This window comes from Streptomyces sp. NPDC057249 (assembly GCF_042669245.1).
In the GTDB taxonomy this organism is placed as follows: Bacteria; Actinomycetota; Actinomycetes; order Streptomycetales; family Streptomycetaceae; genus Streptomyces.
This window is the reverse complement of record NZ_JBHUXS010000008.1, coordinates 135,092-154,697: the sequence shown is the minus strand read 5'-3', so window position 1 is coordinate 154,697 and position 19,606 is coordinate 135,092. Positions and strand designations below refer to the sequence as shown.

Here is a 19,606-nt window from a genome sequence, read left to right as displayed (position 1 = left end):
CGTCCGAGGCGTCCTCGCTGAGAGCGCTCTCAGAGTGTGCCGCTCCGGACTGTAGCGGAGAAGGCGTTAGCAGGTCCATGCCAATGACATGGGTGACCGTACGGGCCGCCCACTGAGTAGCCGTACTCATCCCTCGCACGCGCCCCCGTCCTACCGTCACATCAGATGAAGGAGCAGGTCCGGCCTTCGGGCGGGCCGGAACACGAGTGGGGGCGGGCGGAGATGGGCGGATCACCGAGATGGCGCACGACGGCGGCGGGGATGGCCGGGGCGTTGGTGTGCGCGCTCGCGGCAGCACTCACGGGGTGCGGTCTGGTGACCACGACGAAGGAGGACCGCGCGTACGCCGAGAAGCTGGCCGAGAGGTACCACCCGGGCGTTCTCCGCGTCATCGAGGCGCACACGCTGGTCCCGCACTCCGGCGGTTCGGAGGTCGTCTTCGCGATGACCGACGACTCCGACGCCGTGGTCCGGATGCGGGTGGACGCCGAAGCGGGCACCTGCAACACCCATGACTGCCGGGACGTGATGGACGAGGCGGTGGAACGCGGGCGGCGCGAGGCGGCGGCGCTGCGCGTGCTCCTCGGCGCGTTCCGGCGCTGCGGCCACGAGGTGATCGCCGTCGACCCGCGGACCGGGGCGCCCTGGATCGCCGCCGCCCCCACGAATGCGACGGTCTCGGGCCTGCTCAAGGACATCGGAGCCTGCGCGCGGCGGTGGAAGGAGGGGGCCGAGGTGAAGGGCGCCTCGGTCAACCTGGTCTCCCCCGCCGTCGCGGAGAAGCGGCCCACCGGCGAGAAGTCGCAGCCGACGGCCATGCGGCTGAGCGCGACGCCACTGCTGGCGGCGCTCGGCTCGCACGCCTACTACAGCGCCGGCTACGCGGCGAAGGACGGCCGCGTCGACCCGGCGTCGGGCAGCGCACGCATCGTGCGCCCGTTCGCCGAACGGCAGAAGTTCGCCACCGCCGTCCACAGCGCCGTCGCGGACCGGCTCCGGGCCGCCCACCCCCGTGTGCAGGTGAGCGACTACGAGTGGATCTGGCGTCTGGAGCCCGGGACCGTCGACCGGCTCACGGGTTACGTCCTCTACTGCGAGGAGCCCGACGGGGACCTGGAGTGCCTGGGCGACCGGGCCGTGCTGGCGACCACCGACCTCGACGGCGGGCTGCTGGGCGAACTGCGGGAGATCGGCAAGGTCCGCGAGGGCCGGGGTCCGCTGCGCCTGCCCCCGATGTGACCTCGCGCGGCCGGCGCCGCGTCAGGAGCGGGCGGGCCGGTAGGTGTACGCGTCCCACAGCGCCCGGACCGCGCCGCTGTCCCGCCAGTGTCCGGAGGCCGCCGCACGGTCCGGCGTCGCCCACACCCTGACGTGGCCGGCGCCCGGCTCCCAGCCCGGGTCGCCGGTGGCCGCGAACGCGGCCCAGGCCGAGGTCATCCGGTCCGCGAGGGCCCGGTCGTCGGGCGTCGGCGCGGCGCCGCCGATGAGGAACCGGGTGCGCTCGTCGTCCACGTTGCCGAAGGCGAAGGGCACGTCGGCGCAGTGCCAGGCGCGCACTCCGCCGCCCCTGCGGTCGAACCGGGAGAGGTGGGCGCGGCCCCCCGCCGCCGCGTGGGCCTCGGCGAGCCGGGTGCTGTACTCGCCGAACATCAGGTCCCCGTATACGGCGAGGTGGATGTCGTGCGGTCCGGCGCCCGGCATGAGCGCGCGGTACCCGTCGACGAGCCCGGGCGGCAGTCCGAAGTCGGCGGCGAAGCGGCGCAGCCGCTCGTCCGTGGGGACCGGGATGCTGCTGCCGACGGCGTCCATCAGCCAGTACTCCTCGGTCGTGTGGCAGACGAGCAGGTCGACGTCCCGGGCGGCTCCGGAGGCGAGGAGGGCCAGCGGGTCGTCGCGCAGGAGGCGTCCGTCGGCCACCGGGCCGTAGATGACCCGGTCCCAGTGCAGCTGCCCGGAGCCGGGGTCCTCGCGGTGGTCGCCGACGACCTTGTCGGAAGCGGCGAGCAGCTCCTGCGGGGCGGCCCCGGTCACGGGTGCCCCCGCGGCGGCGGCCACCCGCGCCGCGACCCGCTCGGCGAGCTCCGGGGCGAAGACGGGGCCGACCGCGCTGTGCGCGATCACCCGCCGGAAGAGCCCCTGGGCGCGGTCCATCACCATCAGGCAGACCGCGGAGGTCGCTCCGGCCGACTGCCCGGCCAGGGTGACGTCGTCCGGGGCTCCCCCGAACGCGGCGATGTTGTCGCGGACCCATGCGAGGGCGGCGATCTGGTCGAGCAGCCCCCGGTTGGGCGGGCAGGCGTCGTCCGGGACATGGCCGAAGCCCTCGAAGCCGACGCGGTAGTTCAGGGTGACGACGACGAGACCGGCACGGGCCAGCGCCGTACCGTCGAAGTCCGGTTGGGCGCTCGATCCGAAGGTGTAGGCGCCGCCGTGGAGCCAGACCAGGACGGGCAGCGGGTCCGCTGCCGCCACGGGGGCCCAGATGTTGAGGCTCAGGACGTCCTCGTCGCCGGGCGACCAGGTGGGGGCGCCGGGTAGCTCGGCGGACTGGGGCGGAACGGGCCCGAACCCCGTGCAGTCGCGGACGCCGGGCCACGGGGCGCGCGGGCGGGGGGCGCGGAAGCGGTTCTCGCCGAACGGCGGCTCGGCGTAAGGGATGCCGAGGACGGCGACGACGTCTTTGTGCGGGGCGCGTCCGCGTACCCGACCGCTTGCCGTCTCGTACACACCGCTGTTCGCCAACGCGTTGCCACTGCCCTTCGATCACGGCTCCCGGGCCGGGAGCGATGATCAGGATGGCTCACTTCCTGCTCCGACGCGATGGAGATTCGGCGGAAGTGATCAAGGAGTTGGTCAGCCGGTCTGTCCGATGGCGCTGCGGAGCATGGCCACGGTGGTCGCCGCGGCGGCCCGCTCCGCCTCGTCCTCCGTGGCCCGCACCCGTTCCTCCAGCAGCACCACCGCCGCCTGGAGTACACCGACGCGCACCGGAACGGACCGCATGGCGGTCAGGACGGCCGCCGCCTGTTCGGCGGGCGTGGCCTGTGCGGCCTGCGGGATGAGCGTGGTGATGCCGCGCCCGAGCGCGCGGTCACGAGGCGGCTGGGCCGCGGGTGTGGTCACCGGGGAATTCTGCCGCACCCGGTGCCCCGTCGGGGTCATCGACCCGGCCGTGCCGGTCCGGTCTCCCGCGCCCCGTCGTGGACGCGGAGCAGCAGGGCGGTCAACTGGGCGCGTTCACGGGGCGTCAGGGGCGCGAGGACGTCGTCCTGCACGGCCAGCGCCTCGGACTTGAGGTTTTCCAGCAGGGCCCGGCCGGCCGGTGTGACGGTGACCGTGACGCGGCGCCGGTCGGCGGTGTCCCGGGCCCGCTCCACCAGGCCGGACCCACCGAGGCCGTCCACGATCTTCACGACGTCGCTCCGGTCGATCGAGAGCCGCGTGGCGAGTTCGCGCTGCACATGCGGGCCGAAGTCGGTCAGCGCGGCGAGCACCGCCATGTGCCAGAGCCTCAGCCCGCGTTCGGCCAGCCGGTCCGCGAGCCTGCCGCGCGCCGTCTTGCCGGTCTTGGACATGAGGTAGGTCGTGAGGCCCAGGAGACTGGGAGGAGTTTCGTTCATCAGGTATATCGTAGGGCCAACCCAATGATGGGTGTGCACCTATCGAAGGAGACACCGTGGACGCACTGCATCCCCGCCTGCTCGTCGACCGGTTCGCCGACTGCTTCCGTTTCTACGACGCCGTACTGCCGGAGCTGATCGGGGCGGTACGCGCCAGCGGCAACGCCTCGGGGCCGTACGCCCATTGGGACGTCGAGGGCCAGGGCGTACTGGTGCTGTTCGACCGGAGCGCGATGGCGGCGGTCGCCGGTACGGCCCAGCTGCCCGCGGACCCGCCTCCGGCGCAGGACCGGTCGATGTTCGTCCTGCGCGTGACGGACGTGGACGCGGGACTGGCCCTCTGCCTCGGCCGTGGCGCGGAGCCGACCGCGCCCGCGTGCGACCGCCCGGAGTGGGGGCCGGGGCTGCGCACCGCCCATGTGCGCGACCCGGAGGGGAATCTTCTGGAGCTGCAGTCCTACTGACGGGTGCCGGCCCGGCGCCCGAAAGACCCTAGGTCACTTGCGCGCCCACGCGCGCATGGCGGAGCGGGAGGAGAAGTCGGCGACGTCCTTGTCGAGCGGTCGGTCGGTGTACTGGTGGATGCGCCAGGATGCCTTGATGCGCGGCTTGCCCGCCTTCACGTAGTCGGCGATCCAGAGTCCGTCTCCCGCGTACGACGTGGTGTCGTGGTTCAGCCAGAAGTAGCGGTTGCAGTACAGCAGGACGCGGTGGTGCGGCCGCAGGCGTTTGACCTCGCGGATGAAGCGGTCCTTCTCGGAGTTGCTCGGGCGGGTGCCCTCGCCGTTCTGCTCCCAGTCGACGGCGAGCAGATCGCCGGCCTTCTCCGGCGCCTTGCTGAGGAAGTACTCGGCCTGAGCCGCGATGTTCCCGGGCCACAGGAAGTGGTAGAAGCCGACGACGCATTCGGCGTCGCGGGCCTGCTTCGTCTGGTCGGTCAGGCGTGGGTTGACGTACGAACGGCCCTCTGTGGCCTTGATGAAGACGAAGTCCACTCCGTCCGTGTCGAACGAGGACTGATGGGCGCTGACGTCGACACCGTGCAGCATGGGCGCCACCTCTACAATTGGGGTGCTCTGTTCCGCTTACTTTCCCTGATCGCCCGCCTCCCACCCTCACCCGAAGCACGAATGCGCGTGTGTGCCGGGGCGCGCGCTCCGGCACACACGCGCGGGCGGGTACGCGCCCGCCGGGCGTCAGGCGTCGAATCCGGTGGAGCGGCTGACCTTCTCCCAGGTGAGCACTTCGGCGCGGGAGGCGTCGAGCGCGCCGAGCACGGCGTCCGTGGCGTCGTTGCCGAGCGGCAGCCGCAGCGGGGTGTCCTCGGCGTCCAGTGCGGTCAGGATGGCCGCGGCGGCCTTGGCCGGGTCGCCCTCCTGCTTGCCGTCCGAGTCCGGCAGGCCGCTGCGGACCGGGCCGACGGAGTCCGCGTAGGCGTCCAGCGGCGCCGACTGCCGCAGGGCGCCGCCGCCGGCGAAGCCGGTGCGGAAGGAGCCGGGTTCGACGATGAGGACCTTGATGCCGTGCGGAGCCACCTCGGCGGCCAGGGCTTCGGAAAGGCCCTCCAGAGCGAATTTCGTGGCGGAGTACCCGCCGACGCCGGGGAAGGTGAACCGGCCGCCCATGCTGCTCATCTGGACCACGGCGCCCGAACCGTTGCGGCGCATGTGCGGCAGCACGGCCCGGACGAGGGCCGCGGGGCCGAAGAAGTGGAGGTCCATGAGGTCGCGCAGCTCGCGGTCGGTGGTCTCCTCGACCGCGCCGACGAGCCCCATGCCCGCGTTGTTCACGAGCACGTCGATCCGCCCGTACCAGAGCACGGTGTCCGCGACGACGTCGGCGATGCGGGCGGTGTCGGTGACGTCGAGCCGGACGGCGACCGCGCGGTCGGGGTGTGCGGCGACGAGGGCGTCGAGCGTCTCGGGCCGGCGGGCCGTGGCGACGACGGTGTCGCCGGCGGCGAGGGCGGCCTCGGCGATGGACCGGCCGAAGCCGGAGGAGGCGCCGGTGATCAGCCAGACGCGGCCCTGGGCGTTGTCGCGGGCGGGGGTACCGGGTGCGGTGTTCATGTCCAACTCCGTTTTTTCATCGGCCCGTTGTGGTGATCCCTTTATGTCATCCGCGCTCCCGAACGGTCCAAGACATGGATTCTCCGGAGCGATAAACGCGGCTTATGATCGCGCCATGGAACTGCGCCAGCTGCACTACCTCACGGTGATGGCCGAGGAGGAGAACCTGGGCCGGGCCGCCCGCAGGCTCTACGTCAGCCAGCCGGCACTCTCGTACGCGCTCAAGACCTTGGAGACGGAACTCGGGGTGAAGCTCTTCGACCGCCACGCGGGCGGGGTCTCCCCCACCCCGGCGGGGCGCGACGTGATCGCCGAGGCACTGCTCACCGTGCGCCAGGCCGAGCGCGTCACCGCGGCGGCCGAGCGGCACACCCGGGGCGAGACCGGGGTGCTGCGCGTGGGCTTCGAGGCGAGCGGGGCGGGGGAACTGACCACCAGGGCGCGGGCGGAGTTCGCCCGCCGCCATCCCGGGGTGCGGGTGGCGCCCAAGCGTTACGACTGGGGGCAGGAGGCCGACGCGCTGCGGGACGGCCTGGCGGACGTGGCGTTCGTCTGGCTGCCCAACGACCTGACCGGCCTGACGTACGAACCGGTGCACACCGAGCCCCGCGTCGTCGGACTGCCCACGGGGCACCCGCTGGCGTCCCGCGACGGCGTCTCCGTCCTGGAGGTCAAGGACGAGCCGCTGCTGTGGACCCGGCGGGCACCCCGGCAGTGGGTGGACTGGTGGGCCGTCAACCCGCGCCCCGACGGGTCGGCCCCGGTCTGGGGGCCGACCAACGACAACGTCGAGGAGATGCTGGAGCAGGTGGCGCAGGGGTCCGCGATCTGCTTCGCACCCGAGAGCATGGCCCGCTACTACGCGCGCCCCGACCTGTCCTGGGTGCCGCTCACCGACGTCGAGCCGCTGCGCGTGGTCCTGGCCTGGGCGGACGGCGCGGACGGGGCACTGGTCCGGGGCTTCGCGCGCGTGGTGCGCGAACTCGCCGCGGAGGTCTGAGCGCTCAGTCCGCTTCGGGGGCGGCCGGCAGGCTGTCCATGAAGGAGCTGACGGAGAACACCGCGTTCCCCGCTCCGGGCGGGCCGTAGCCGGGAGGCGAGCTGAGACCGAACTCCTCCATCGTCGCGCGGTACGACTCCAGGAGCCGGATGTGGTACTCCAGCGGCGCCCCGTCCGGATTGGTCTTGCCGAGCGGGGTCGTCGGCTCCGGGCACCAGGTGGTGAACCGCGGGGTGATGCCGTGCGACATGAAGAAGCGCAGGCCCTCGGTGGTCGAGTCGATGGCCTCCTTCACCGTGGTGAAGCCGAACGGCTCGGCCATCTCCACACCGGCCACGAAGTTCGGGATGACGTTGCGGGCGCCGAAGACTTCGGCGGAGTCGAGGATGCGGCGGTGCCACTCGTCACGGCCGACGTAGCGCTCCTTGCCGGGGCAGTACAGCTCGAACAGCCGCCGGTCCCACACCTCGTAGTTGGGGTGGTAGATCTGCACCCCGTAGTCGTGGAACCGCTGGACGTCCGCCTTGGGCAGCGCCTGGGCGACGACCTTCCCGATCCAGCGGCCCGGGAAACGCTCCTCGATGGCCTTGGCGTACTGGCCGTAGAAGTCCGCCTCGTCCCGGCCGCCGATGTGCGAGGTGATGGCCCCGCCGGTGAGGGTGTACGCGGTGGAGGTCTTCGCCGTGTCGTAGCGGTCGATGATCTCCAGTGCCTCCAGCACCTCTTCGACGGGCTTCACCCCGGTGTACGGGCGGCCCGCCGCCTTGTGCTGGCGCCAGTTGTGGTTGATGTCGCAGTACTGGCACTCCTCCTTCGCGCCGAAGTACTGGCAGACGCGGAACACGGTGAGGTAGACGAGGTAGCCCCACTGGATCGTCGGGGCGACCTCCATCACGGACTTCCCGTTGGCCAGCGTGTGCCGGTAGTAGTCCGGCATCGGGGGCAGGCCGACGTCGGAGATGCGCCTGCCGTCGAGGTAGAGCCCGAGCATCCCGTCCGCGTCCGCCGCGACGCGGTACGGGGAGGCGGGGTTGACGCGCACGGAGACGACGGTGCGCCGCAGCTCGTACGGGCCGCCGGTGAGCACGATCTCCTCCGGCGGGCGGCGCAGGGCGGCCGCGCCCAGCTCGGGCAGGGTGCCGTGGTCGAAGGAGAAGATGAAGTACGACTTCGGCTTGACGTCACCGCCCTCGTTGTCGCTGAGCGCGGACTCGTCGAAGGCCACGCCGCCGCGCAGCAGGTCCTCCTTGATGACGGCCTCGCGCGGCACGTGCGGGAACTGTTCCATCAGCCGTTCGACGAGCCGGGTGCGGTCTGCGGTGCCGGGCTCGGTGCGGCTGGGATCGGTACGGCTGGGCATGTGCGGGCTCCTCGGTCGGTCGTCGGCGTGTTCCGGATGCGACGTCTGTGCAACGAACCACGGCCGCGGGGCGTTCTCGTCCCCGCTGCCGGATGCGTCACTCCCCGCCTCCCGATCCTATGTGACCGGTCAGTAAGGTATGGGGGCGGGAGCCCGTCGGCCGAGCGGCCGGTCCGACGCCCCGTCGTGACCGCAGCCGGCCGCGGAACGGAAGTGCGCCATGCCCCGCACCATGTCCGTGTCGGACAGCATCGTCGTGCACACCGGACCGATGGAGGTGTACGCCCGGCTGAGCGACCCCACGGCCATGGGCCGCTGGAGCCCGGAGAACCTCGGCGCGCGGGTGCGGGGGGAACGCCGGGAGGCGTACGTCGGCATGGTCTTCGACGGCCGCAACAAGCGGGGGCCGGTGAGCTGGACGACGCGGTGCACGGTGACGGCGGCCGATCCGGGCCGGCGGTTCGCGTTCCGGGTCCACGCCATCGGTGCGCGGCGGCCGTTGCTGCGCGGGCCGATCGCCACGTGGGAGTACCGCTTCGAGGCGGTGGAGGGCGGCACCCGGGTCACCGAGACCTGGACGGACGACCGCCGCGCCTGGCCGGACGTCGTGGCCCATGCCTTCGACCGGGTGGCCACCCGGGGGCACACCTTCGCCGTGTTCCAGCGCCGCAACATCCGCACCACGCTCGAACGCCTCAAGGCGGCCCTGGAATCCCCGGACGCCTGACGGTCACGCCGTCCAGTGCGCGGGGCGCCCGAGCGACGGCGGGAGCCGGGTCGCGGCGCTCCCCCGGGCGGCGTTCACCTGCGCCTGCGTCAGGAACAGCGCCCCGGTCAGGTCGGCGCCCGAGAGGTCCGCGTCCCGGAAGTCCGCGCCGATCAGGTCCGCGAGGCGCAGGTCGGCGCCGCCGAGGTCCGCCGCGATGAGGTAGGCGCCGCGCAGATCGGCGCCCCGCAGGTCCGCCTTCCTGAGCCGGGCGCCCATGAGGTCGCCGCCCCGGTGGCCGCGCCGCTTGCGGCCCGGGGCCGTGGCGCGCACGAGTTCGCTCACGCGTCCGAGGAGCACGGCGACCTCGGCCCGGTGGGCGGCCACGTCGAGCTCCGCCAGGGCGGCGGCATCGAGGCGGGTCAGGGCTTCGGTCGCTTCGAGAGTGCGCCGGATCTCGCCGTGCAGGGACCGGGCGGGGGCGAGGGCGGTCGCCTCGGTCAGGTACCAGAGCAGTTCGTGGAGTTGCCGGACGACCGGGAAGACCTCGAACATCTGCTGCGCGGTCTCCGGTGCGGCGCGCCAGTCCCGGCCGCCGTAGATGTCCACCGACACCTTCTGACCGGCCCCGAAGCAGTCGTAGACGGTGCAGCCGGGGAAGCCCTCGGTGCGCAGCCGGGAGTGGATGCCGCAGCGGAAGTCGTCCCGGAGGTTTCGGCAGGGCGTGCCCGCGGCCTTGTTGACGGCGAAGTCCGCGGAGCGGGTGAGCGTCAGCGCGACACAGCACAGGGCGAAGCAGCTGCCGCAGTCGGCCCGCAGGGCGTCACGGCCGTCTCCGTCCTGGCGGTCGGTGCCGGAGGGCCGGTCGGTGTCGGGCACGGTGGGTGAATCCTTCGGGGTGCGGTGTTCGTGAGCAGCACCGGAGCCTATCCGCTTCGGGTGCGGTCCGCCGTTGTCGGTGGGGCGGCGCACACTGCAGGGGTGCGGAACGGCGAAGGGAACGGAGGGGCGCGGATGAGCGGCGGCGGGGAGGAGAGCGGGTTCGAACCGGCGACCGGGGACGGCCCTCCGGCCCCCGGGGACGCGGAGGCGCGTGCCGCTTCGGTGCGGTCGGCGCTGGCCGGGCTGCGGCAGATCAGGCGGCTGGCCAACAGCGGCCTGGCCGGCCCGGAGTCGGTGCCCGCGCCATGGGAACTGCACCGTCCGGTGCGGGCCGTGGCCCTGGTCCTGGAGGCCGCGGGTCTCCCCGCCTCGGCCGTCGGCCCGTCAGGGGAGCGCACCGCGAAGGGTTACCGGGTGACGGCGGGAGCGGCGCCGGGCACCGTGCGGGTGGAGTGGCTGGGGCCGGCCGGGAGCGGGGCGGCGTACGAGGAGGACGGCGAGCTGTCCAGGTGTGCGGCGGCGCTGCGGGAGTCGGGCTGGACCGCGCTGCTGTACCGGGGGCCGCGGGGCCGGCGCTTCCTGGAGGTCGAGCCGCCGGCGGGTCGGCCGGACGGCCGATAGTCGCCGTGCCGTGCCGCTCGCCGGACGCCGTTGTCGGACCCATGGGGGATGCTGGTGGCGTCCGACACCTCTGACCCTGGAGATGCTGAGATGCGCAAGGACGAACTCGCGGCGGCGCAGGCGTATGTCCGTTTACTGGAAGCCACCCGGGCGGCCCTCTCCGACCCGGAGGACGCCCCGGTGTACCTGCCGTTGCTCACGTCGCCGATGGAGGAGGCCGACGGGGCGCTCCGGCGCGCGGGGTTCGCCGGCAACGAGACCCGGTTCTTCGAGCTGGTCGGATCGCTCCGGCCGAGTCTGACGGGCAGCGGCCGCTGAGGGGTGCGCCGGGGCGGGTCCCGCCGGCGGCGCCTCAGCCGGCCTCGGGCAGGGGCGCGAGGCCGAGTTCGCGGTCTCCGAGGAGCGCGAAGTGGCGGGCCACGTCTTCGGTGGTGACGTGGGCCAGCTCGGCCGGATTCCACCGGGGGTCGCGGTCCTTGTCCACGATCTGGGCGCGTACGCCTTCCACCAGGTCGGGCCCCGCGAAGGCGGCGGTCGAGACGCGGTACTCCTGGTCGAGGACCGCTTCGAGCCCGCCGAGGCGGCGCGCCCGGCGCACGGCTTCGAGCGTCACCTTGAGCGAGGTGGGCGCCTTGGCCAGGATGGTCGCCGCGGCCTGCTTGGCGGCCGGGTCCCCGTGGCCGGCGAGGCGGTCGACGATCTCCTCGACCGTGCCGGCCGCGTAGCAGGAGTCGATCCAGGCACGGTGCGCGGCGAGCTCGCCGCCCGGGGCGGGGCGGGCGTGGTCCTGCACGGTCGCGGTGACGGCGTCGGGGGTCGTGCAGTCGGCGAGCGCGGCGACGAGGGCGGCGAGCCCTTCGGCGGGCACGAAGTGGTCGGCGAGTCCGCAGAGCAGGGCGTCGGCCGCGCCGACCGGCTCACCGGTGAGCGCGAGATGCGTGCCGAGTTCGCCGGGGGCGGCTGCCAGCAGGTACGTTCCGCCGACGTCCGGGACGAACCCGATCCCGGTCTCCGGCATGGCGATGCGTGAGCGCTCCGTGACGATCCGCACGGAGCCGTGGGCGGAGACTCCGACGCCGCCGCCCATCACGATGCCGTCCATGAGGGCGACGTACGGCTTGGGGAAGCGGGCGATCCGTGCGTTGAGCCGGTACTCGTCCCGCCAGAAGTCCAGCGAGGCGCTGCCTCCGGCCAGGGCGTCGTCGCGGACGGCTCGGATGTCGCCGCCGGCGCACAGGCCGCGCTCCCCCGCGCCGGTGAGCAGCACGGCGACGACGGCCTCGTCGCTCCCGGCCGCGTCGAGCGCGTCGGCCATGAGCCGCACCATGGCGTGGTTGAGCGCGTTCAGGGCGCGCGGCCGGTTGAGCGTGAGGTGGCGGACGCGTCCTTCGGTGTGCAGCAGGACGGGGTCCTCGTGGTTCATGCGCGCGCTCCGCTCAGCCCGGGTGCCGTGCCGTCCGCCGGTCGGGGGACGATCTTCCGCTGCCATTGTGCGCGGGGCTCCGGCGGGCGGGCGGTGCGGGGTGGTTTCCGCTGTGGCAGGCGTGCCGGACCGGCCGGACAATTGAGGCACGCCGTACGGCGGACCCGCCGGACGATCTTCGGAGCTGGAATGACCGATCAGAACCGGCCGACGGTCGTCCCCGGACCGGACGACCGGCCGGAGGGCAGGATGCCGGTCGGCGAGACCGGTACGGCGGAGCGGCTCGCCCTGAACCGGACGGGCAGCTTCGAGTGGGACCTCGACGGCTGGACGCTGGATGTGGACGAGGCCGGTCTGCTGGTGTTCGGCCTGGACCCGGCCGGGTTCGACGCGCGCCCGGAGTCCCTGGCGGAACTGCTGGAGCCGGAGGAGCGCACCCGTCTGAGCGTGGCGACGGACGAGGCGCTGAACGGCACGGGCAGCTCGTACAGCATCCACTTCCGCATCCGGCTGGCCGACGGCCGGGACCAGTGGACGCATGTCCAGGGGCGCATCCTGCGCGGCGAGGACGGGAAGGCGCGCCGGGTGATCGGTCTGGTGCGGGACGCGACGGCCGAGGTCACCCATTCGGACTTCGTGCTGGAGCTGGAAAAACGCCGGCGCCGCCAGACGGACATAGTGGAGCGTACGACGAGTGCCTTGTCGCGTGCGGTGACGGTGGACGACGTGACCTCCGCCCTGACCGGTCCCGGCGGGCTGGCGCGGCTGGGCGCGGACGGGCTGGCGCTGGGGCTGCTGGACAACGCGGCGCTCGACGTCATCGCGCTGAGCGGCGAGTCCCTGGAGGTGCTGGACGACTTGGGTTCCGGCCGCCTCGACCCGACGTTTCCGCTGGCCGACACCGTGCTCAGCGGGCGTCCCCGTTTCGTCGGTTCGCTGGCGGCACTGACGCGGCGCTATCCGGTGCTGGAGCCGTACGTGGGCCGGTTGACGTTCCAGGCGGCGGCCTATCTGCCGCTGGTCGCCCAGGCGAGGACGCTCGGTGGGCTGGCGCTGTTCTACCGGCAGCGCATCGCTTTCACGGCCGACGAGCGCAATCTGTGCCTGGGGCTGGCCGCGATCGTCGCCCAGTCCTTGCAGCGGGCCAAGCTGTTCGACGAGGAGCGGGAGTTCGCGACCGGGTTGCAGTCCGCGATGCTGCCGCGCCGCATCCATGACATCGAGGGCGGCGAGATCGCGGTCCGGTACCACGCGGCGTGGAGCGGCCGTCAGGTGGGCGGTGACTGGTACGACGTGATCGCCCTGCCCAAAGGGCGGTTCGGGATCGTGGTGGGCGACGTGCAGGGGCACGACACGCACGCGGCGGCGATCATGGGACAGCTTCGGATCGCGCTGCGCGCGTACGCCGCCGAGGGGCATCCGCCCTCGACGGTGCTGGCCCGCGCCTCGCGGTTCCTCGCCGAGCTGGACACCGACCGGTTCGCGACGTGCGCCTACGCGCAGGTCGATCTGGAGACCGGGACCGTCCGGGTCGTGCGGGCCGGCCATTTCGGGCCGCTGATCCGGCACATGGACGGCCGGGTCGGCAGCCCTCGGGTGCGTGGCGGCATGCCGCTGGGCATCTCGACCGACTTCGGCGACGAGGAGTATCCGGAGACCCGGCTCGACCTGGTGCCGGGCGAGACGCTGGTGCTGTACACGGACGGGCTGGTGGAGGAGCCGGGCGCCGACATCGACGCGGGGGTGCGCACCCTCATCACCGAGGTCAGCGCGGGGCCGGCGGGCGCCGAGGCGCTGGCGGACCATCTGTCGGACCGGCTGTGGGAGCGCTGGGGTTCCGGTGACGACGTGGCGCTGCTGGTGCTGCGCCGCAGCCCGGACCCGGGGTCGCCCCGGGCGCCGAGGCTCCACCAGTACATCCACCAGGCGGACCCGGAGGGGCTGTCCGAGGCCCGGACCATCGTGCGCCAGGCCCTGACGGACTGGGACATGGCCGAGCTGGCCGACGACGCCGAGCTGGTGACCGGGGAGCTGCTGGTGAACGTACTGCTCCACACGGAGGGCGGGGCCGTCCTGACCCTGGAGGTGCTGCCCGAACCGGTCCGCCGGGTGCGGCTCTCGGTGCAGGACCGCTCCAGCGCGTGGCCGCGCCGCCGGTCACCGGGCGAGACCGCGACATCCGGCCGGGGGCTGCTGCTGCTCGACGCCGTCTCCACGCGCTGGGGCATCGAGCCGCGGGGCGAGGGCAAGGCGGTGTGGTGCGAGATCGGGCCGGGCGCCCCGCCCACCTCGCCGCCCGTGCACCGGCACGCCGCGAAACCGCCCCGGGGCGGCCCGTGAGGGGCGGCGCACAACGGTGAGGGGCGCACCGCCGCGTCACGCCGTGACGGTGCGCCCCTCGGCCGCGCCCCGCTACGCTGTCCGCGTCCGGGTGGCGCGGTTCATGTCAGTGCTGTGCGGTGCGGCGCTTGCGCACCGACCACATGATGCCGCCGCCGGCCAGCAGCACGGCGACCGCCGCGCCACCGATGATCGGCGTGGCGGACGAGGAGCCGGTCTCGGCCAGGTCAGGCGAGCTGGGGCTCGGCGTAGCCGCGGCGGGCGCGGACGGCGAGACGGACTCGCTCGGCGTGCCGGTCGGGCTGGGCGACGCCGTGGTCGGCGTCTCGGACGGCTTCGTCTCGGTCGGGCTCGGCGTCGGCTTCGACGGCGGGGTGCCCTCGCACACCGGCGCCTGCTTGGTCTCGTCCTTCGAGAACCGTTCGCCGTCCCCGGCCTTGACGACCAGGCGCACGTTCAGCGGCTGGTCGTGCTCCGGCAGAGCGAGCTTCTTGTCGAAGTCCTTGCCGAACGTCTCCGTCGGCAGCAGGTCCTTGCCGTCGACGGTGACGGTCACCTCGTTGGTGACACCGGCGTTGTACTGAGTGAGGTGCAGGCTCACTTCGTCACAGGTCACGTCCCAGGTGGGGGTGTGAGCTGCGGCCGGACCGGCGGTGAGGACCGCGCCGGAGAGGCCGACAACCGCGGCGGCGACGAGGGTTCCCGCTGCGCGCCACGATCTCCTGGGTATGGTCATGGATATTTCCTCCGCAGATGTTTCGCGCCCGTATGGACGGTGCAGCGCACAGTACTGCCCCCGTCCCCACGGTGTGCACCCGCCCCACAGCCGTTTCCGCGTCCCAACCACACCCACATCCGCGCCGGTTGGGACATGCCGGACACGAACCGGTACCGCGCGGCGGGCCCCGGCGCTCGCCTCGCCGTCAGAGGCGGCGGTGCATGATGTGCAGCCCCACGAAGCCCTCGACCGGGTGGGCGAATCCTTCGGGGAGGGTGCCCAGGATGTCGAAGCCCAGCGAGCGGTACAGCTTCACCGCGGCGGTGTTGGTCTCCACCACCGCGTTGAACTGCATGGCCCGGTACCCGGCCGTGCGTGCCCAGTCGATGGTGTACTCGCACAGGGCGCGTCCGACGCCCTTCCCCGAGTGCCGGGGGTCGACCATGTAACTGGCGCTGGCGATGTGAGATCCGTTGCCCATGTGGTTCTTGTTCATCTTCGCCGTGCCGAGGACGGTCCCGTCGTCGGCGACCGCGACCACGGTCCGGTTGGGCGGCTCCAGAAGCCACCAGCCGGCGGCGTCCGCCTCCTGGAGGTCGAGGGGGTAGGTGAAGGTCTCGCCCGCGGCGACGATTTCATTGAAGAACGGCCAGATGGCGGGCCAGTCTTCGGAGGTGGCTTCCCTGATCAACATGGCGCACAGGATGCCCGGCCCGCCCGCCGATGACCAGCGATTATCCGGGGTGCCCCGCACCGGTCCGGCCTCCGGTCCGCCGGCGCCCGCCGGGTCGCACCGCGCCGGGTGCCCTGTCGTAGGGCGGCCGGCGGAACCCCCATCCCCGGGCCGCGCGCCCCCGCAGCCGGGCCAGCAGCCCCGGCGGACCCTCGGGCCGGGCTCGCACGGTGGGGGGCGGGACCGGTCGTGGCGCCGGCCGCGCCTCCCGGGCGGCGTCCAGCTCGGCGATCAGGCTGATCCTGCGCCAGAGGATCTCGTCCGGTGCGTCGGCGGACATCAGCCGCGTCATGGCCTCGCGGCCGGCGACCGATCCTCGTCGCCCGAACACCGCCTCGGGCCTCACCCGGGCGAAGTGGGCGCGCTCGTACGGGTCGTCCACCACTTCCGCCAGCTGTTCCGGGTCCAGGCCCTGGGCGACGATCGCGGCGCGCACCCAGGGGTCGCCGGTGAGGGCGAGCAGGCGTTCGATCCGCCGGGAGCGCCAGTTGCGCGGCCGCCAGTCGGCCCCGGCGTCCAGCCGGCTGCGCATCCAGGGCGGGCTGTTGCCCACCAGGAGTTCGGGCGTGCGGGCGGCCAGCGCTTCGAGCTCCTGGGCGAGATAGACCCACACCACCGCCCGGTACCGGTTGAGGTAGAAGGCGACGGGCGTGAGGCATCCGGCCCGGGCCAGCCGGGTGAACCGGGCCGGGCTGATCCCCAGCAGTCGGGCCCCCTCGGCGGTCCCCACCGTCCGGACCCGCTCGCGCAGCGCGTCGGGGAAGCCGTCCTGGGCCCGCAGGCGCTCGATCTCCGCGCGGCCGATCCTGGGCCGGCCGTCCGGTCCGCTGTTCACCCGGACCGCTCCCAGGTACACGGCGAGGTCGAACTCGTTGCGCTTGAGGCCGAGCTCCGTAGCCGCGCGGGCCGCACCGAGCGTCCCCGCGACTTCGTCACGCACGGTATCGGGTGTCGGCGCCCCTCCAGGGCCCGACTCGGCCCTCAACATCCCGTTCCGCAGCTGATTCATCGTCATGCCGTCACTCCCCCGCGACTCGTGATCACTCTCCGCAGTCAGAGTAGTCCCGAAAAAGCCGACCGCCGCCGAGCCTGTGGATAACTCCACGGACTCGGCGGCGGTCGGATCGCGTCGGGCCGGGCCGTCAGAGCCGGTCGGCTCCCCCGCTCCCGTCCTGCCGTGAGTCCACGCCGAGGTGCTGTCCCACCCGGTTGACCAGAAGCGTCATCTCGTAGGCCACCTGACCGACGTCCGACTCCGCCTCACTCAGCACGCACAGGCAGCTGCCTTCCCCCGCGGCCGTGACGAAGAGCAGTGCCTCGTCGAACTCCACCATGGTCTGGCGGGCCTTCCCGGCCCGGAAGTGCCGGCCCGACCCGCGGGCCAGGCTGTGCAGCCCCGACGAGACGGCCGCCAGGTGCTCGGCGTCCTCCCGGGCGAGGCCGGTGCTCGCACCGGTCACCAGCCCGTCGTTCGACAGCACCAGGGCGTGCCGGATGTGCGCCACCCGCTTGGTGAGATCGTCCAGGAGCCAGTCGAGTCCCCTGTCCATCGCCATTCTGTTTCCTCCCCGTTCACGCGTTCCCCGTGCCTCGCTCGTGGGCAAGCCTTGCGCACGGGTCACGTACGGGCAAGCACCCCGCTCCCGCCACCGGTCGGGAAGCAGCCACCGCCCCTCAGCCGTAGGAGAGGTTCTCGCACGGGTCGTCGTCCGCCGACCGGGCCTCCTCGGCGATCCTGGCCCGCGCCTTCGGTGTGGCGGACGCGGTGTCGGGCGCGGCCGACGGCGCGTCCGCGTAGTCCTGTCCGACGGTGACCCGGACTCCGCTCACCGCGCCGCCGGATTCGGTGATCCGTGCGCCCGGGAAGAGCCCGGCCGTGGTGCGGGCCTCGTCCCGCAGGCCGGGGCCGTACGCGACGACGGTCGTGGCGCGGGTCTGGTCCTGCGCGGTGGCCGTGTCGGTGACGGTGAAGTCGTGCGCGCGCAGCAGTTCGGCCGCCTTGGCCGCGAGTCCGGGCACCGTGGTGCCGTTCTGGACGGCGACCTGGATGCCCGTACCCGAGACGGGGGACCGCGAAGCCTTGGGGGAAGCGTCGGCAGCCGCCTCGGCGTCGAGGGGGCGGTCGGCCTTCAGCGCCGCCCAGAGCGCGTCGGCGTCCGGCTCCACGACGGCGACGCGCTCGCCCTCGTACCGCCAGGGGACGGTGACGAACTTGGTGTTGTGCAGATCGATGTTCTTCATCGAGAGCGCGAAGGAGAGCAGCTTGTCGGCGGAGCCGAGCCCGGGGTCGACGGTCATCGCGTCGGTGGCGGCGTCGGCCAGCGGCAGGAGGGTCGTGGGGTTCATGCCACGCGACTTGATCTTCTTCACCAGGGAGGCGACGAATGCCTGCTGCCTCTTGATCCGCCCCAGGTCGGAGCCGTCGCCGATGCCGTGGCGCAGCCGTACGTAGTCCAGCGCGCGTTGGCCCGAGACCGTCTGCGGGCCCTTCTCGAAGACGAGGCCGCCCCGGGTCACCCGCTTGGGGTTCAGGTCGCGCTCGTACACGTCCTCGGGCAGGCACACCGGTACTCCTCCGACGGCGGAGGTCAGCGCGGAGAACCCCGCGAAGTCGATGACGACGGTGTGGTCGACGCGCAGCCCGGTCAGGTGCTCGACGGTGTTCTGGGTGCATGCCGGATTGCCCTCGGTGGTCCCGCCCACCGAGAACGCCCCGTTGAACTGGCTGTGCCGGCGCGGGGCGGTCCAACTGCCGTCCGGCTTCCGGCAGGCCGGGATGTCGACCATGGCGTCGCGGGGGACGGACACGGCCACGGCGTGTCGGCGATCGGCGTAGACGTGCAGCAGGAGCACGGTGTCGGAGCGGCCGACCTCTCCGGTGGCTCCGCCCAGTCCCTTGTTCTTGCCCGAGCGGGTGTCCGACCCGATGACGAGGACGTTCTGCCCGCCCGAGGAACCGGGCGGCCGGTCGCCGGAGACCCCGTCGGCGCTGAACGTGTCGATGCTGCCGGTCAGTTTGAGGTATCCCCAGCCGATCCCGGCGACCAGGAGGACGAGGAAGGACAGTGCGGACACCGCCGTCCGCCGCAGACGGCTCCCCCTCCTCCCCGCTCCTGTCGCTCTTTTCCTGCTTGCCATGGGCCACCCCGTTCGTACGGCTGCCGCGCGGGCCCGCCTGCCGGCGGAATCCGTACGGTCGTGCGGTTTTGGTCGTGCCGTGCGGTGGCTTCATGCGCCTCCGGACCTGACCATCGTCAGTCCGATCCCCTCTCCCCACAGCGGCCCCGGAAACATTGACCGGAAGACACCGGGAGGCGGCGGGGCGAAAAGCGTCTCTTCCCCGGCCGCCCCGCGACGAATCGGGCCGGAGGCCACCCGCGCCCTGGGCAAATCCTCGCGTTTCCTGAAGAGTGAGGGGACAGCCGCCGTCCGTTCCGGGCAGCGGCCGGACCGCGACCGGCGGCACGCGCGGACGGCGGTCGGTGAACCACTGGATCATTGGAGGAAGTTCATGGGTGTGACCCTGGCCAAGGGCGGCAACGTCTCCTTGTCGAAGGAGGCGCCCGGCCTGACCGCGGTGACGGTCGGCCTGGGCTGGGACGTACGCACGACGACGGGGGCGGACTACGACCTCGACGCCAGTGCGCTGCTGTGCGCGGAGCACGGGAAGGTGGTCTCCGACCTGCACTTCGTCTTTTACAACAACCTCAACAGCCCGGACGGCTCCGTCCAGCACACGGGGGACAACCTGACGGGTGAGGGCGACGGCGACGACGAGTCCATCAACGTGACTCTGTCGGCGGTCCCCGCCGACATCGCGAAGATAGTCTTCCCGGTCTCCATCCATGACGCGCAGAGCCGGGGGCAGAGTTTCGGCCAGGTGCGCAACGCGTTCATCCGCGTGGTCAACCAGGCCAACGGTGTGGAACTCGCCCGGTACGACCTCAGCGAGGACGCGTCGACGGAGACCGCGATGGTGTTCGGCGAGCTGTACCGGCACGGTGGCGAGTGGAAGTTCCGCGCCGTCGGCCAGGGCTACGCCTCCGGTCTGGCGGGCATCGCGAAGGACTACGGCGTGAACGTCTGAGCGTGACGCCCACCGGCCCGGCCCCGCGTCAGCGGTGGCCGGGCCGG

Annotated in this window: 21 protein-coding genes; 8 read left to right on the top strand and 13 right to left on the bottom strand. The window is 72.8% G+C overall.

The genetic code is table 11. From position 1 onward, the window contains the following. The first annotated feature begins 165 nt into the window (after nt 1-165). Nucleotides 166-1,239: an SCO7460 family lipoprotein gene (locus ACFUJY_RS17075; RefSeq protein ID WP_383299758.1), complete on the top strand. Its 1,074-nt coding sequence runs from the start codon at nt 166-168 to the stop codon at nt 1,237-1,239. Nucleotides 1,240-1,260: 21 nt separating this feature from the next. Here the strand turns inward: ACFUJY_RS17075 and ACFUJY_RS17070 are convergent, their stop codons facing one another. The 3 genes from ACFUJY_RS17070 to ACFUJY_RS17060 all read right to left on the bottom strand — a co-directional run bounded on the left by ACFUJY_RS17070 (nt 1,261) and on the right by ACFUJY_RS17060 (nt 3,620). Next, nucleotides 1,261-2,727, bottom strand: coding sequence for a carboxylesterase/lipase family protein (locus tag ACFUJY_RS17070; RefSeq protein ID WP_383299755.1), 1,467 nt, complete (start codon nt 2,725-2,727; stop codon nt 1,261-1,263). Nucleotides 2,728-2,853: 126 nt separating this feature from the next. Further along, on the bottom strand, nt 2,854-3,123 hold the full coding sequence (locus ACFUJY_RS17065) for a hypothetical protein (protein WP_383299752.1): 270 nt from the start codon (nt 3,121-3,123) through the stop codon (nt 2,854-2,856). Between the two features lie 35 nt (nt 3,124-3,158). Further along, entirely contained in the window at nt 3,159-3,620 is a 462-nt protein-coding gene (locus ACFUJY_RS17060) for a MarR family winged helix-turn-helix transcriptional regulator (protein WP_383299749.1), read from the bottom strand. A gap of 56 nt (nt 3,621-3,676) precedes the next feature. On the opposite strand from ACFUJY_RS17060, the gene ACFUJY_RS17055 reads away from it, so the two are divergent. Next, nucleotides 3,677-4,084: a VOC family protein gene (locus ACFUJY_RS17055; protein ID WP_383299746.1), complete on the top strand. Its 408-nt coding sequence runs from the start codon at nt 3,677-3,679 to the stop codon at nt 4,082-4,084. 33 nt (nt 4,085-4,117) lie between these two features. Here ACFUJY_RS17055 and ACFUJY_RS17050 read toward each other — a convergent pair whose 3' ends face one another. Both ACFUJY_RS17050 and ACFUJY_RS17045 read right to left on the bottom strand, forming a co-directional pair. Continuing rightward, on the bottom strand, nt 4,118-4,669 hold the full coding sequence (locus ACFUJY_RS17050) for a glycoside hydrolase family 25 protein (RefSeq protein ID WP_383299743.1): 552 nt from the start codon (nt 4,667-4,669) through the stop codon (nt 4,118-4,120). Between the two features lie 147 nt (nt 4,670-4,816). Then, the gene (locus ACFUJY_RS17045) at nt 4,817-5,689 is read right to left on the bottom strand and encodes an oxidoreductase (RefSeq protein WP_383299740.1); all 873 of its coding nucleotides are present in this window, start codon (nt 5,687-5,689) and stop codon (nt 4,817-4,819) included. 115 nt (nt 5,690-5,804) lie between these two features. Between ACFUJY_RS17045 and ACFUJY_RS17040 the strand changes: the two genes are divergently transcribed. Further along, on the top strand, nt 5,805-6,689 hold the full coding sequence (locus ACFUJY_RS17040) for a LysR family transcriptional regulator (RefSeq protein ID WP_383299737.1): 885 nt from the start codon (nt 5,805-5,807) through the stop codon (nt 6,687-6,689). A 4-nt stretch (nt 6,690-6,693) separates the two neighbouring features. On the opposite strand, the gene ACFUJY_RS17035 is transcribed toward ACFUJY_RS17040, so the two are convergent. Continuing rightward, nucleotides 6,694-8,049 carry a radical SAM protein gene (locus tag ACFUJY_RS17035; protein ID WP_383299734.1) on the bottom strand — a complete coding sequence of 452 codons (1,356 nt, stop codon included), beginning with the start codon at nt 8,047-8,049 and terminating at the stop codon, nt 6,694-6,696. Between the two features lie 220 nt (nt 8,050-8,269). On the opposite strand from ACFUJY_RS17035, the gene ACFUJY_RS17030 reads away from it, so the two are divergent. Next, nucleotides 8,270-8,776, top strand: a complete 507-nt coding sequence (locus ACFUJY_RS17030; RefSeq protein WP_383299732.1) for an SRPBCC family protein — start codon at nt 8,270-8,272, stop codon at nt 8,774-8,776. A gap of 3 nt (nt 8,777-8,779) precedes the next feature. On the opposite strand, the gene ACFUJY_RS17025 is transcribed toward ACFUJY_RS17030, so the two are convergent. After that, a complete protein-coding gene (locus tag ACFUJY_RS17025; protein ID WP_383299730.1) occupies nt 8,780-9,634 on the bottom strand; it encodes a pentapeptide repeat-containing protein in 855 nt (284 codons plus the stop codon). A gap of 135 nt (nt 9,635-9,769) precedes the next feature. Between ACFUJY_RS17025 and ACFUJY_RS17020 the strand changes: the two genes are divergently transcribed. Both ACFUJY_RS17020 and ACFUJY_RS17015 read left to right on the top strand, forming a co-directional pair. Continuing rightward, nucleotides 9,770-10,258 carry a hypothetical protein gene (locus tag ACFUJY_RS17020; protein WP_383299728.1) on the top strand — a complete coding sequence of 163 codons (489 nt, stop codon included), beginning with the start codon at nt 9,770-9,772 and terminating at the stop codon, nt 10,256-10,258. 90 nt (nt 10,259-10,348) lie between these two features. Beyond that, on the top strand, nt 10,349-10,576 hold the full coding sequence (locus ACFUJY_RS17015) for a hypothetical protein (protein WP_383299725.1): 228 nt from the start codon (nt 10,349-10,351) through the stop codon (nt 10,574-10,576). A gap of 34 nt (nt 10,577-10,610) precedes the next feature. Here ACFUJY_RS17015 and ACFUJY_RS17010 read toward each other — a convergent pair whose 3' ends face one another. Then, nucleotides 10,611-11,681 (bottom strand): enoyl-CoA hydratase/isomerase family protein, encoded by a 1,071-nt coding sequence (locus ACFUJY_RS17010; protein ID WP_383299723.1) that lies wholly within the window; start codon nt 11,679-11,681, stop codon nt 10,611-10,613. A gap of 189 nt (nt 11,682-11,870) precedes the next feature. On the opposite strand from ACFUJY_RS17010, the gene ACFUJY_RS17005 reads away from it, so the two are divergent. Next, nucleotides 11,871-14,021, top strand: a complete 2,151-nt coding sequence (locus ACFUJY_RS17005; protein WP_383299720.1) for a SpoIIE family protein phosphatase — start codon at nt 11,871-11,873, stop codon at nt 14,019-14,021. Between the two features lie 106 nt (nt 14,022-14,127). Here the strand turns inward: ACFUJY_RS17005 and ACFUJY_RS17000 are convergent, their stop codons facing one another. The 5 genes from ACFUJY_RS17000 to ACFUJY_RS16980 form a co-directional block, all read right to left on the bottom strand. Next, the gene (locus tag ACFUJY_RS17000) at nt 14,128-14,757 is read right to left on the bottom strand and encodes an LAETG motif-containing sortase-dependent surface protein (RefSeq protein ID WP_383299718.1); all 630 of its coding nucleotides are present in this window, start codon (nt 14,755-14,757) and stop codon (nt 14,128-14,130) included. A gap of 187 nt (nt 14,758-14,944) precedes the next feature. After that, on the bottom strand, nt 14,945-15,433 hold the full coding sequence (locus ACFUJY_RS16995) for a GNAT family N-acetyltransferase (RefSeq protein ID WP_383299716.1): 489 nt from the start codon (nt 15,431-15,433) through the stop codon (nt 14,945-14,947). 40 nt (nt 15,434-15,473) lie between these two features. Beyond that, nucleotides 15,474-16,412, bottom strand: a complete 939-nt coding sequence (locus ACFUJY_RS16990; protein ID WP_383299714.1) for a DUF6397 family protein — start codon at nt 16,410-16,412, stop codon at nt 15,474-15,476. A 202-nt stretch (nt 16,413-16,614) separates the two neighbouring features. Next, the gene (locus tag ACFUJY_RS16985) at nt 16,615-17,028 is read right to left on the bottom strand and encodes a roadblock/LC7 domain-containing protein (protein ID WP_383299711.1); all 414 of its coding nucleotides are present in this window, start codon (nt 17,026-17,028) and stop codon (nt 16,615-16,617) included. A 118-nt stretch (nt 17,029-17,146) separates the two neighbouring features. After that, nucleotides 17,147-18,547, bottom strand: coding sequence for an LCP family protein (locus tag ACFUJY_RS16980; RefSeq protein WP_383299709.1), 1,401 nt, complete (start codon nt 18,545-18,547; stop codon nt 17,147-17,149). Nucleotides 18,548-18,983: 436 nt separating this feature from the next. On the opposite strand from ACFUJY_RS16980, the gene ACFUJY_RS16975 reads away from it, so the two are divergent. Then, complete coding sequence (locus tag ACFUJY_RS16975) at nt 18,984-19,559, top strand: TerD family protein (protein ID WP_383299706.1); 576 nt, start codon at nt 18,984-18,986, stop codon at nt 19,557-19,559. Nucleotides 19,560-19,606 lie beyond the last annotated feature (47 nt).

Coding starts and splice junctions, on each gene's coding strand:
- ACFUJY_RS16995 (WP_383299716.1), bottom strand. CDS start 15,433: ATGTTGATCAGGGAAGCCACCTCCGAAGACTGGCCCGCCATCTGGCCG.
- ACFUJY_RS17010 (WP_383299723.1), bottom strand. CDS start 11,681: ATGAACCACGAGGACCCCGTCCTGCTGCACACCGAAGGACGCGTCCGC.
- ACFUJY_RS17020 (WP_383299728.1), top strand. CDS start 9,770: ATGAGCGGCGGCGGGGAGGAGAGCGGGTTCGAACCGGCGACCGGGGAC.
- ACFUJY_RS17050 (WP_383299743.1), bottom strand. CDS start 4,669: ATGCTGCACGGTGTCGACGTCAGCGCCCATCAGTCCTCGTTCGACACG.
- ACFUJY_RS17045 (WP_383299740.1), bottom strand. CDS start 5,689: ATGAACACCGCACCCGGTACCCCCGCCCGCGACAACGCCCAGGGCCGC.
- ACFUJY_RS17030 (WP_383299732.1), top strand. CDS start 8,270: ATGCCCCGCACCATGTCCGTGTCGGACAGCATCGTCGTGCACACCGGA.
- ACFUJY_RS17015 (WP_383299725.1), top strand. CDS start 10,349: ATGCGCAAGGACGAACTCGCGGCGGCGCAGGCGTATGTCCGTTTACTG.
- ACFUJY_RS16985 (WP_383299711.1), bottom strand. CDS start 17,028: ATGGCGATGGACAGGGGACTCGACTGGCTCCTGGACGATCTCACCAAG.
- ACFUJY_RS17075 (WP_383299758.1), top strand. CDS start 166: ATGAAGGAGCAGGTCCGGCCTTCGGGCGGGCCGGAACACGAGTGGGGG.
- ACFUJY_RS16975 (WP_383299706.1), top strand. CDS start 18,984: ATGGGTGTGACCCTGGCCAAGGGCGGCAACGTCTCCTTGTCGAAGGAG.
- ACFUJY_RS17040 (WP_383299737.1), top strand. CDS start 5,805: ATGGAACTGCGCCAGCTGCACTACCTCACGGTGATGGCCGAGGAGGAG.
- ACFUJY_RS17060 (WP_383299749.1), bottom strand. CDS start 3,620: ATGAACGAAACTCCTCCCAGTCTCCTGGGCCTCACGACCTACCTCATG.
- ACFUJY_RS17000 (WP_383299718.1), bottom strand. CDS start 14,757: ATGACCATACCCAGGAGATCGTGGCGCGCAGCGGGAACCCTCGTCGCC.
- ACFUJY_RS17035 (WP_383299734.1), bottom strand. CDS start 8,049: ATGCCCAGCCGTACCGATCCCAGCCGCACCGAGCCCGGCACCGCAGAC.
- ACFUJY_RS17005 (WP_383299720.1), top strand. CDS start 11,871: ATGACCGATCAGAACCGGCCGACGGTCGTCCCCGGACCGGACGACCGG.